10 protein-coding genes and 2 rRNA genes (1 of these 12 running past the window's edge) are annotated in these 11,498 nt (G+C 68.1%); 9 read left to right on the top strand and 3 right to left on the bottom strand.

The features are described 5' to 3' along the window. The 8 genes from DMA15_RS20935 to DMA15_RS20970 all read left to right on the top strand — a co-directional run. Window positions 1-1,784 (top strand): 23S ribosomal RNA (locus DMA15_RS20935) (it extends 1,341 nt beyond the left edge of the window). A gap of 86 nt (window positions 1,785-1,870) precedes the next feature. Then, window positions 1,871-1,987: ribosomal RNA gene (gene rrf / locus DMA15_RS20940) — 5S ribosomal RNA — on the top strand. 115 nt (window positions 1,988-2,102) lie between these two features. After that, window positions 2,103-3,278 (top strand): acetoin utilization protein AcuC, encoded by a 1,176-nt coding sequence (locus DMA15_RS20945; protein WP_125514314.1) that lies wholly within the window; start codon window positions 2,103-2,105, stop codon window positions 3,276-3,278. Between the two features lie 138 nt (window positions 3,279-3,416). Further along, window positions 3,417-4,232: a phosphatase gene (locus DMA15_RS20950; RefSeq protein WP_125514315.1), complete on the top strand. Its 816-nt coding sequence runs from the start codon at window positions 3,417-3,419 to the stop codon at window positions 4,230-4,232. A gap of 132 nt (window positions 4,233-4,364) precedes the next feature. Further along, entirely contained in the window at window positions 4,365-4,574 is a 210-nt protein-coding gene (locus DMA15_RS20955; protein WP_062770509.1) for a helix-turn-helix domain-containing protein, read from the top strand. Window positions 4,575-4,732: 158 nt separating this feature from the next. Beyond that, entirely contained in the window at window positions 4,733-4,831 is a 99-nt protein-coding gene (locus DMA15_RS20960; protein ID WP_003948845.1) for an AURKAIP1/COX24 domain-containing protein, read from the top strand. 240 nt (window positions 4,832-5,071) lie between these two features. Beyond that, entirely contained in the window at window positions 5,072-6,121 is a 1,050-nt protein-coding gene (locus tag DMA15_RS20965; protein ID WP_125514316.1) for an NAD-dependent epimerase/dehydratase family protein, read from the top strand. Between the two features lie 14 nt (window positions 6,122-6,135). Continuing rightward, window positions 6,136-7,179, top strand: coding sequence for a lysophospholipid acyltransferase family protein (locus DMA15_RS20970; RefSeq protein WP_125514317.1), 1,044 nt, complete (start codon window positions 6,136-6,138; stop codon window positions 7,177-7,179). Between the two features lie 90 nt (window positions 7,180-7,269). On the opposite strand, the gene DMA15_RS20975 is transcribed toward DMA15_RS20970, so the two are convergent. The 3 genes from DMA15_RS20975 to DMA15_RS20985 all read right to left on the bottom strand — a co-directional run bounded on the left by DMA15_RS20975 (window position 7,270) and on the right by DMA15_RS20985 (window position 10,894). Then, window positions 7,270-8,538, bottom strand: coding sequence for a DUF5667 domain-containing protein (locus DMA15_RS20975; RefSeq protein ID WP_125514318.1), 1,269 nt, complete (start codon window positions 8,536-8,538; stop codon window positions 7,270-7,272). Between the two features lie 272 nt (window positions 8,539-8,810). After that, window positions 8,811-9,605: an ECF subfamily RNA polymerase sigma factor, BldN family gene (locus DMA15_RS20980; protein WP_125514319.1), complete on the bottom strand. Its 795-nt coding sequence runs from the start codon at window positions 9,603-9,605 to the stop codon at window positions 8,811-8,813. Between the two features lie 344 nt (window positions 9,606-9,949). Beyond that, window positions 9,950-10,894, bottom strand: a complete 945-nt coding sequence (locus DMA15_RS20985; RefSeq protein WP_125514320.1) for an HAD-IB family hydrolase — start codon at window positions 10,892-10,894, stop codon at window positions 9,950-9,952. 128 nt (window positions 10,895-11,022) lie between these two features. Here DMA15_RS20985 and DMA15_RS20990 point away from each other — a divergent pair, with 128 nt between their 5' ends. After that, window positions 11,023-11,310, top strand: a complete 288-nt coding sequence (locus tag DMA15_RS20990) for a glutaredoxin family protein (protein ID WP_125514321.1) — start codon at window positions 11,023-11,025, stop codon at window positions 11,308-11,310. Window positions 11,311-11,498: the final 188 nt, after the last annotated feature.

Consider the following 11,498-nt stretch of genomic DNA (forward strand, 5'->3'; position numbering starts at 1 on the left):
AGGCAGTGGTGGACGGTTCACGAGTGAGAATGCAGGCATGAGTAGCGATACATACGTGAGAAACGTGTGCGCCGATTGACTAAGGGTTCCTGGGTCAAGCTGATCTGCCCAGGGTAAGTCGGGACCTAAGGCGAGGCCGACAGGCGTAGTCGATGGATAACCGGTTGATATTCCGGTACCCGCTGTGAAGCGTCAAACATCGAGCCCATTAATGCTAAGGCCGTGAAGCCGCCCTGATCTCTTCGGAGTTGAGGGGAGTGGTGGAGCCGCTGACCCAAGGTGGTAGTAGGTGAGTGATGGGGTGACGCAGGAAGGTAGTCCAGCCCGGGCGGTGGTTGTCCCGGGGTAAGGGTGTAGCCCGTCATCTAGGTAAATCCGGATGACATACAGGGTGAGACCTGATGCCGAGCCGATTGTGGTGAAGTGGATGATCCTATGCTGTCGAGAAAAGCCTCTAGCGAGTTTCATGGCGGCCCGTACCCTAAACCGACTCAGGTGGTCAGGTAGAGAATACCGAGGCGTTCGGGTGAACTATGGTTAAGGAACTCGGCAAAATGCCCCCGTAACTTCGGGAGAAGGGGGGCCATCACTGGTGATCCGTTTTACACGGTGAGCTGGGGGTGGCCGCAGAGACCAGCGAGAAGCGACTGTTTACTAAAAACACAGGTCCGTGCGAAGCCGTAAGGCGATGTATACGGACTGACGCCTGCCCGGTGCTGGAACGTTAAGGGGACCGGTTAGTGCACTTTCGGGTGTGCGAAGCTGAGAACTTAAGCGCCAGTAAACGGCGGTGGTAACTATAACCATCCTAAGGTAGCGAAATTCCTTGTCGGGTAAGTTCCGACCTGCACGAATGGCGTAACGACTTCTCGACTGTCTCAACCATAGGCCCGGTGAAATTGCACTACGAGTAAAGATGCTCGTTTCGCGCAGAAGGACGGAAAGACCCCGGGACCTTTACTATAGTTTGATATTGGTGTTCGGTTCGGCTTGTGTAGGATAGGTGGGAGACTTTGAAGCGGGCACGCCAGTGTTCGTGGAGTCGCCGTTGAAATACCACTCTGGTCGTGCTGGATGTCTAACCTCGGTCCGTGATCCGGATCAGGGACAGTGTCTGATGGGTAGTTTAACTGGGGCGGTTGCCTCCCAAAGAGTAACGGAGGCGCCCAAAGGTTCCCTCAGCCTGGTTGGTAATCAGGTGTTGAGTGTAAGTGCACAAGGGAGCTTGACTGTGAGACCGACGGGTCGAGCAGGGACGAAAGTCGGGACTAGTGACCCGGCGGTGGCTTGTGGAAGCGCCGTCGCTCAACGGATAAAAGGTACCCCGGGGATAACAGGCTGATCTTCCCCAAGAGTCCATATCGACGGGATGGTTTGGCACCTCGATGTCGGCTCGTCGCATCCTGGGGCTGGAGTCGGTCCCAAGGGTTGGGCTGTTCGCCCATTAAAGCGGTACGCGAGCTGGGTTTAGAACGTCGTGAGACAGTTCGGTCCCTATCCTCTGTGCGCGTAGGAATATTGAGAAGGGCTGTCCCTAGTACGAGAGGACCGGGACGGACGAACCTCTGGTGTGCCAGTTGTCCTGCCAAGGGCATGGCTGGTTGGCTACGTTCGGAAAGGATAACCGCTGAAAGCATCTAAGCGGGAAGCCTGCTTCGAGATGAGTATTCCCACCCCCTTTGAGGGGTTAAGGCTCCCAGTAGACGACTGGGTTGATAGGCCAGATCTGGAAGCCCGGTAACGGGTGGAGGTGACTGGTACTAATAGGCCGAGGGCTTGTCCTCAGTTGCTCGCGTCCACTGTGTTGGTTCTGAAACCACGAACAACCCCGTCATGCCACATGGCGGTGCGGTTGTCAGTTTCATAGTGTTTCGGTGGTCATAGCGTGAGGGAAACGCCCGGTTACATTCCGAACCCGGAAGCTAAGCCTCATAGCGCCGATGGTACTGCAGGGGGGACCCTGTGGGAGAGTAGGACGCCGCCGAACTAATTTTGAACGGGAAACCCCCGCACCTTTTGGTGCGGGGGTTTTCTGCGTTTCGGGGCGAAGTGTTGTACGTCCGTTTTCCTTGCCGCCGGACCGGGCCGGTACGGTGACGGGCATGAGCGGGCGCGCACAGCTGATGTGGGACGAGGCAGTAACGGGCTATGACTTCGGCCCGGGGCACCCCATGGATCCGGTCAGGCTCGGGCTGACCCGAAGTCTTGTCGGTGCCTTCGGGCTCGACCGGGAGCTGGACGTGGTCGCGGCCAAGCGTGCCGGGGACTCGACGCTGCGGCTCGTGCACCGCGAGGACTATGTGGCGGCGGTGAAGGCGGCCTCCGCGGACCCCGCGTCCGCGCGCGGGGAGTACGGCCTCGGTACGGAGGACGACCCGGCCTTCGCCGGCATGCACGAGGTGTCGGCGTTGATCGCCGGGCAGTCCGTCGGGGCCGCCGAGGCGGTGTGGCGCGGTGAGGCGCTGCACGCGGTGAACTTCGCGGGCGGACTGCACCACGCCATGCCCGGCGGCGCCTCCGGGTTCTGCATCTACAACGACGCGGCGCTGGCGATCGCGCGCCTGCTGGAGGTGGGCGCCGAGCGGGTCGCCTATGTGGATGTCGACGTGCACCACGGCGACGGGGTGCAGGCCGCGTTCTGGGACGACCCGCGGGTTCTGACGATCTCCCTGCACGAGCACCCCCGTACCTTGTTCCCGCAGACCGGATGGCCCGAGGAGACGGGCGGGGCGGGCCTGGCCGAGGGCTCCGCGGCCAATGTCGCGCTGCCGGCCGGGACCGGTGACGCGGGCTGGGTGCGGGCCTTTCACGCCGTGGTGCCCGAGCTGCTCGCGGAGTTCCGCCCGCAGGTGCTCGTCACACAGCACGGCGCCGACACGCACTTCGAGGACCCCCTCGCACACCTCGCCGTGTCGCTGGACGCCCAGCGGGCCGTACAGGTCGCCTGCCACGAGCTGGCCCACGAGTACGCGGAGGGGCGGTGGGTGGCCCTGGGAGGCGGGGGGTACGCCGTGGTGGATGTGGTGCCGCGCTCCTGGACGCATCTCGTGGCCATCGCCGCAGGACGCCCGGTCGAGCCCGAGGCCCCGGTCCCCGAGGAGTGGCGGCAGGAAGTGTTCGCCCGTACGCGGCAGTTGGCGCCGGGGCGGATGACGGACGGGCGGTGGCCCGTGGGCTGGCAGGAGTGGGAGGCGGGGTACGACCCGGCCGACCGGCTCGACCAGGCCGTCCTCGCGGCTCGGCGGGCCACGTTCCCGCTGCGGGGGCTGCTGGCGTAGCCGCACGAACGCCGGAGCGGGCTCAGTAGGGCACCGGCGGGCCGCATATGCGCCCGCATTGTGCCCCTGTTAGCCCAACTGTGGGGGTTTTTCGGGGTTTTGACGTCCCGTCGTCCGCCGATGCGCCAGCATCGGAGCGTGTTGACCACCGGCGCCCTGCGCGCGCACCTCTTGGCGGCTCGGCTGGCCGGGCCCGTGGCCACCTCCCGGGAAGAGAGCCTGCGCAGTTACCGGCTCTTCGCGGCGAGGGATCCGCGGATACTGCTCGGGCTCGACCCCGAGTGGAGCTGGGGGTGTACGGATCTGCTGCGGCTGATGGCCGACAAGTGCGGGGTGTCCGCGGATCCTCGGCACACCACGGGGGCCGATGTCATCGATCCGGAGCGGACGTTGAGGGCGCTCGACGCCTTCGCGGACCGGCTCTCGGAGGCGGCACGGCGGCGGTTGCCGGTACTCTTCGGGACCGGCCACCCCCATCGATTGCTGGGCTTCTACGCCGCGTTGGCGGACGCCTTGTCGGCGGCGGGATGCACCGTCCTCACCCCCGCGCAGGGCAGCAGTGTCGACATAACGACCCGGTTCGGCCTACGCACGTACAACCTTGACTACGCACAAGGCGTCGCGCTGGTGCGCGAACCCGGCGTGCGTTCCACCGGGAGTGCGACCGGCGCACACACCCATTCTCCGCTCCCGGTTCGGGCCGTTCTGGATGCCGCGGCACAGGCCGGCGGACCGCTTCCCGAGTTGGTCGTCGGAGACCACGGATGGGTCTGCGGGGCAGGTCAGCTGGGGTTTGAGGCGATCGGTCTGGCGGATACGGATGATCCCGCGCTGTTCGTCGGAGAGGCCGAGGGGCGGGTGTCCGTCGTCGTTCCGCTTGATGACGCTGTGCGGTCTGATTACTACCGACCGCTTACTCGCTATGTACTCAATCGAGCGTGTCTGTCACAGTAGGCGGCCGATGGCTGCTCCTCTTCCCCACTCGCATCATCCGCCCCTAGTCTGGGGAGTGAGCGCGCAGCGACGAAGAGTCACCGGAAGGGGAAGCCGGTGCCCGTCATGTGCGGAAGGTTCAGGTGGGGTGTCATGGCTGAGAACCAGAGGCCGCTGAACGAGGTTCAGTTCCTGACCGTGGCGGAAGTCGCCTCGGTGATGCGAGTGTCCAAGATGACCGTGTACCGCTTGGTGCACAGCGGTCATCTGCCCGCCATTCGGGTCGGAAGGTCCTTCCGGGTTCCCGAGCAGGCGGTTCATGAGTATCTCCGCGAGTCGTATGTGGGGGTGGAGGCCGGCTGAGCGCAGGGGCTTTCGGGCCCCTCGCCGCAGGGTCCGCGCGGATCCTTTGGCCCTCGATTACGCCCTTCACGCGGGGGCGGGTAGGCTAGGCCGACGTAGGTCGTGTGGGCCCAGTCTGCTGCCCCGCACCGAGTGAAGAGAAGTGAGCGAGGGTAGTCGTGGGCTCTGTTATCAAGAAGCGGCGTAAGCGGATGGCCAAGAAGAAGCACCGCAAGCTGCTGAAGCGCACTCGCGTTCAGCGTCGCAACAAGAAGTAGGCGATCGCTGCACAGCGGGTTTCGAAGCCCCCCCACCAACCGGTGGGGGGGCTTCGGCATGTTTGGGGCCCCGCAGCGCGGTACTTGCTTGAGGGGCGGGAACTTGGTCCGTACGTAGCCCTGTGTCCGTCGTCACTTCCCGCAGCGCGCGGTCATCACAGCGCAACACCGACCCGCTAGCGTGGGCCCGGACACAGTCTGCGGTGTGCGGCGAGGGTTGGGGAAAGGCAGGCGCTGATCTTGGGCAAGGTCGTGCTCGTGACCGGAGTGGCCCGGCAGCTGGGCGGACGGTTCGTCCGACGCGTCCAGCGAGATCCCGAGGTCGACCGGGTGATCGCCGTCGACGCGGTCCCGCCCGAGCACCATCTCGGCGGCGCCGACTTCGTCCAGGCCGACATCCGGCAGCCCGCGATCGCCAAGGTGCTCGCCGAGTACGGCGTGGACACGGTCGTCCACATGGACGTGACGGCGACCGCGCTCGGCAGGGGCGGCCGGGGCTCGGTCAAGGAGACCAACGTCATCGGCACCATGCAGCTGCTCGGCGCCTGCCAGAAGTCGGCGACCGTGAAGCGGCTCGTGGTGAAGTCCAGTACGAGCGTGTACGGCTCCGCGCCCAGGGACCCCGCGGTCTTCACCGAGACGACACCGCCGAAGTCACTGCCCAGTGGCGGCTTCGCCAAGGACACCGTCGAGGTCGAGGGCTATGTGCGCGGCTTCGCGCGGCGCCGCCCGGACGTGGCGGTGTGCGTCCTGCGCTTCGCGAACATCCTGGGACCCGCGGCGGAGTCCCCGCTCGCCGAGTACTTCTCGCTGCCCGTCCTGCCGACCGTCTTCGGCTACGACCCGCGCCTGCAGTTCGTCCACGAGGACGACGCGGTCGAGGTGCTGCGCCTCGGCTCGCACGAACCGCGGCGCGGGACGCTCAACAGCGGCACGTTCAACATCGCGGGCGACGGCCAGCTGCTGCTCTCGCAGTGCTCGCGGCGGCTGGGCCGCCCCACCGTGCCCGTGCTGCTCCCGGCCGTCACCTGGGTCGGCTCGGCGCTGCGCACGCTCGGCGTGACGGACTTCTCGCCGGAGCAGATCCGGCTGCTCACCCACGGCAGGGTCGTGGCCACCCGCCAGATGCGCGAGACACTGGGCTTCAGGCCCAAGTACACGACCGCGGAGACCTTCGCGGACTTCGTACGCAGCCGGGGTCCCGGCCTGCTGCCGCCAGGTGCCCTCGCGGGGGCCGTGGACCGGATCGCCGCGCTGCCCCTCGCGGGTGGCAACCGATGCGCCAACTGAGGAGAGCGTCAACGATGGCGGACGCCAAGGTCATTCCGTTCGACGACGACCGTTCGCGCGCGGGTGCGCAGCGCGCACCGCGCCGCAGGCCCGCGCCGCGGCGCGCGGGCGATCCCGGGCCCGTGAGCGAGGTCAAGGCACTGCCGGGCCAGCAGGCCCCCGAGGAGCCACCACCTCCGCGCCCGGAACCCGAGGCCCGGGCCCAGGAGGCGCGCGGCGGCGAGTGGGACCGGCGCATCGCGGGAGGCCTGGCCTTCCTCCGGCGGCGGCTCACCGGTGAGTACGAGGTCGACGACTTCGGTTACGACGAGGAGCTGACCGACCAGGTCCTGATGTCGCTGCTCCGCCCCGTCTACGAGAAGTACTTCCGGGTGGAGGTGAAGGGCGTCGAGAACATCCCCGCGGACGGCGGGGCGCTGATCGTCGCCAACCACTCTGGGACGCTGCCGCTGGACGGCCTGATGATGCAGGTCGCGGTGCACGACAACCACCCGCAGGGCCGCCATCTGCGGCTGCTCGCCGCCGACCTCGTCTTCATGCTGCCGGTCATCAACGAACTGGCCCGCAAGGCCGGCCACACGCTGGCCTGCGCGGAGGACGCGGAGCGGCTCCTGGAGCGGGGCGAGCTGGTCGGGGTGATGCCGGAGGGGTTCAAGGGCATCGGGAAGCCGTTCAGCGAGCGCTACAAGCTCCAGCGCTTCGGCCGTGGCGGCTTCGTCTCGACGGCGCTGCGCACGGGCTCGCCGATCGTGCCGTGCTCGATCGTCGGGGCGGAGGAGATCTACCCCATGATCGGCAACGCCAGGACGCTCGCCCGCATCCTCGGCTTCCCGTACTTCCCGATCACGCCTACGTTCCCGCTCCTCGGCCCGCTGGGCGCGGTGCCGTTGCCGACGAAGTGGACGATCCAGTTCGGGGAGCCGATCCCGACGGACGGCTATCCGCCGGAGGCGGCGGAGGACCCGATGCTGATGTTCAACCTGACGGATCAGGTGCGGGAACAGATCCAGCATTCGCTGTACAAGCTGTTGGTGCAGCGGCGGTCGGTCTTCTTCTGACCGCGGGATTGCCCCGCGCGTGTACGTACGCACGCCACTGGGGGCGCTCTCCTCGGAGGGAGGGCGCCCCCAGTGGCGTACTGATGAGGGTTACTTCGCGTCCCCCTCTTCGATGCCCAGCTCCGGGAGCAGACCGGGCAGGAGCGGGGGCAGGGTGACGTCCGGCTTGGCGGAGGGGCGGTCCTTGCCGGGTTTGGGCTTGCCGGCCGACGGGGGCTGTGTGGTCTTCTCGTCCGGCGGGTCGAGGAGGCCGCCCACGCTGCCGCCCAGGACGTCGTCGCCCTGGCTGTGCGGTGAGGAGGGTCTGGGCTTGCCGGAGTCGCCCGGGTCGCCGCGGTGTCCGCCGCCGCTGCCCGAGGGGGCGGAGGGCCGTCCGTCGGTGCCCTCGGAGCCGCTGGGGCGCTGGGGGGACCGGCCGGAGGGGCCGCCCTTCTCGGGCGCGCGGGGCAGCAGTGCGCGCAGGGGTTCGACCTCTTCGTCCATGGCGTCGAAGACGGAGTCCACCTGTGCGCCCACGTCCCCCAGCTGGACCGGCAGGCGGTCCTGGAGGTCGCTCCAGCTCTCCCGGTGCGACCGGGAGAACGCGGAGAGCGCCTGGATGGGGCCGAGTGAGCCGTCGCGCTCGTACGCCTCGAGGAGCAGGCGGTGGCCCTCGGTGGCGTCGTGCCGCATGCCGGAGAGGGCACGCCTGACCTCGCCGAGCGACTCGTGGTCGAGCGTGCCGGAGCGGCCGCGCTCCATGAGCCTGCGGGCCTCGTTCAGCCGGGTGGAGGCCTGGTCGAGGTAGAGCCTGCCGCGGTCGACGTCGCCGTCGGCCATGCCCAGCTTGAGGTCCTCCATGCCGCGCTTGAGGCCGTACAGCGAGTCGCCCGGCAGGGCGTCCGAGCTGGCGGCCGCGACTCCGCCGAAGGCTCCGGCCGCGACGCCGACGGTGAGGCCGCCGGCCGCGATGCCCTTGGAGAGGCGGGAGCGGGGCCGCAGCTTGCGCAGCGGGCCCGCTCGGTGGGCGCCCTTGCGGGAGCGCTGTTCGGGCACCGAGGCGCCGGCGCCGCCCTCCAGGAACATGGCTTCCATCGCGGCCACGAGCTGGGCGCGCTGGACGACCTTGACCTCGGGGTCGAGGACGGGTTTGGGCAACGCGTCGAGACCGTCCGCGAGGGCCAGCATGCGGCCCTGCTCGGTGGGCTCGGCGCGGGCCACGGTGGTTTCGGTGGACTCCACGGACGCGGCCGCGGGCGCGGTGGGCGCGGAGTCCTCGGACTGCTCGGACTGCTCGGCCGCCGGGTCCTGGTCGGAATGCTCCTCCAGGGCCTGGGCGAAGGCGTTCGCCCGCCGGTGGGCCGATACGTTCGCGATCACTGGCGGCACCTCCTCTCGTCATGACGGTCGACTCCCCAGGGGGTCCTGAGGGTTGCTTGCCCGGAACGCTTCCACACGATCGAGTGAGCGTAGGCGATCAGGGGGCAACCACAGGGAGCCTGCATCCCGCACAACGAGCGTCGCGGCACTTGGGTTACGGACGGCGGATGATCGGACCGCGAAGAATCGACGAAGGGCCGTGGCGGCCATCTGGCCGCCACGGATGGTGAGTTGAGCGCCACGGACCGTGAGCGGGTGCCGTGGGAGAGGCGCTAGCGCGCGTCGTCCGGCAGGAGGCGGGCGAGCGTGCGCACCGCGCGGTACTGGAGCGTTTTGATCGCGCCTTCGTTCTTGCCCATGACGCGCGCGGTCTCGGCCACGGAGAGGCCCTGGAGGAAGCGCAGGGTCACGCACTCCTGCTGCTGGGGGTTGAGGCGGCGGACGGCTTCGAGCAGTGCCGCGTTCGAGAGGGACTCCAGGACGGAGTCCTCGGGGCTGCGCTCGACCTCGTTGGCGTCGAGCATTTCGCCGGTGGTCACTTCGAGGCGGAAACGGCTCGATTTGAAGTGATCGGCTACCAGATTGCGAGCGATCGTGACCAGCCAGGCGCCGAAGTCGCGGCCCTGCCAGGTGAAGGTTCCGATACGGCGCAGGGCGCGCAGAAAGGTCTCGCTGGTGAGGTCCTCGGCGGTCGCCTTGCCGCCGACGCGGTAGTAGATGTAGCGGTAGACCGTGTCGCTGTACTGGTCGTAGAGGCGGCCGAAGGCGTCGGACTCGCCGGCCTGGGCGCGCTCGACCAGCTCCATCATGCGGGCGCTGTCGCTGTCCGCGGCGGGACGGCGGGGGGTGGGCGTTGAGGTGGCGGCAGCGGCGCCGGAACGGGCCCGTCTGTTGACTGCCGCACCGCCGTCCGCCAGGGCATAGCACGGCCCGGCGGGTGCGGGGACGGCGAGGGCGGGGACGGCCGGGACGGCATACGCGGTGGGGACGAAGCCGCGCAAGCGGTCGATGACCGTTGCGCGCAGCGTAGCCAGGCCCGAGGCGTCAACCCCGACGTGTGGGTACACGGGACTCCCAGAGGCAGAGCTTCCATCACGTGCAGTACGGAACCGTTCACTCGTCGTAGCGACGCGCGGGGTCCGTCATGCGTTTGAGGAGAATAACGCTTCGTACAGGCAGTGCTACACCCAGTTGCTCAAATCATCGATTACGTCGCTTCTGTAACCGAATGGCGGCGCTTCAAGTACCAGAGAGTGACCGCTTGTTGATCAGAATGGTTCACATTCCGTCGCCACGCGGGGCGTGTTGTGGCCGAGTGCAACCATCGGGACTGGCCGGATGCGGGGCGGGGTAGGAGCGGGGGAATGCGCGGTGACCGGCGGCGTTACGGGCGCGGGCCGGTGACGGTCGGTCAGTGGCGGCGGCGGTGCAGGGCGATCGCGGCGGCCGTGCCGCCCGCGAGCGCGCCGACGCCGGCCGCGGCGGGGATGCCGACCTTGGCGGCCTTGCGGCCGGTGCGGTAGTCGCGCAGCCGCCACTCCCGCTCGCGTGCGTATTTGCGCAGCTTGGCGTCGGGGTTGATCGCGTACGGGTGTCCGACGAGCGAGAGCATCGGGATGTCGTTGTGCGAGTCGCTGTACGCGGCGCAGCGGGCGAGGTTTAGGCCCTCGGCGGCGGCCAGCGCGCGGACGGCCTCGGCCTTCGCGGGGCCGTGCAGCGGTTCGCCGACGAGCTTGCCGGTGTAGACGCCGCCGATGGACTCGGCGACGGTGCCGAGGGCGCCGGTCAGGCCGAGGCGGCGGGCGATGACGGTGGCGATCTCCACGGGGGCGGCGGTGACCAGCCAGACCTTCTGGCCCGCGTCGAGGTGGGCCTGGGCCAGGGCGCGGGTGCCCGGCCAGATGCGCTCGGCCATGTACTCGTCGTAGATCTCCTCGCCGATGGTCATCAGCTCGGTGACGCGGTGGCCCTTGACGATGGAGAGGGCGCTGTCGCGGGCGTCCTGCATGTGCTCGGGGTCCTCGACGCCCGCGAGCCTGAACCACGCCTGCTGCCAGGCGAATCGGACCAGTTCCTGGCGCTCGAAGAACTTCCGCTTGTACAGGCCGCGGCCGAAGTGGAAGATCGCGGCGCCCTGCATCACGGTGTTGTCGAGGTCGAAGAAGGCGGCGGCGGCCACGTCGCCGACGACGGGGAACGCGGGTTCCGCCGGGCCCTGCTCGGGCGTGGTCCGGCCGGTGAGTTCCTCCAGCTCCTGGGAGGACTTGCGGGCGGCCTCGGCCGAGGCCTCGCCTGCCAACACGCTCCGCGCCGTGGCGGAGCGCCTACGGGGGGTGAGCCATCCGAGAGCGGCCATGCCGTGAGCATAGCTAGTTCGTTCGGTGGTTCCGGAGTCGGCGGGATGCGCCCTTGTGAACTCTTCGCGACCGAGCAGTTAAACGGTGCGGGCCCGGTGCGGCCGCCGGGCGCGTCGGCGGGGCGAGAATGGGGGGCATGAGCCCGATTTTTCGTCGTACGGAGAAGAAGAACCCGGCGGACCGCACGGTCACCTTGATCGGGAAGCCGGGCTGTCATCTGTGTGATGACGCACAGCTGGTGATCGAGAAGGTCTGCGGGGAGTTGGGGGCCGCGTGGGAGAAGAAGGACATCACGCGGGACGAGGAACTGCACCGCGCCTACTGGGAGCAGATCCCGGTGGTCCTGGTCGACGGGGAGCAGCACACCTTCTGGCGCGTGGACGAGGCCCGGCTGCGGCGTGAGCTGACCGGCTGACCGGCCGAGGTTACTGACTGGGTAGTCCAAACTGGACCCCAAGTCGTTTACGCTTTGGGGCGGTTTTGGTCTCGGGGGCGATGATCGTGAGGAGAGTGTGCGGTTTTGCCCCCATCCAGTGAGCAACGATGTCGCCCGTGCGCCGGTTCCACGATCGTGCGCCGGGGGCGCGTGACCCCGGTCACGTT

The sequence above is a fragment of the Streptomyces sp. WAC 01529 genome, from assembly GCF_003945545.1.
Taxonomy (GTDB): Bacteria; Actinomycetota; Actinomycetes; order Streptomycetales; family Streptomycetaceae; genus Streptomyces; species Streptomyces anatolicus.

Coding starts and splice junctions, on each gene's coding strand:
- DMA15_RS20945 (WP_125514314.1), top strand. CDS start 2,103: ATGAGCGGGCGCGCACAGCTGATGTGGGACGAGGCAGTAACGGGCTAT.
- DMA15_RS20955 (WP_062770509.1), top strand. CDS start 4,365: ATGGCTGAGAACCAGAGGCCGCTGAACGAGGTTCAGTTCCTGACCGTG.
- DMA15_RS20970 (WP_125514317.1), top strand. CDS start 6,136: ATGGCGGACGCCAAGGTCATTCCGTTCGACGACGACCGTTCGCGCGCG.
- DMA15_RS20985 (WP_125514320.1), bottom strand. CDS start 10,894: ATGGCCGCTCTCGGATGGCTCACCCCCCGTAGGCGCTCCGCCACGGCG.
- DMA15_RS20990 (WP_125514321.1), top strand. CDS start 11,023: ATGGGGGGCATGAGCCCGATTTTTCGTCGTACGGAGAAGAAGAACCCG.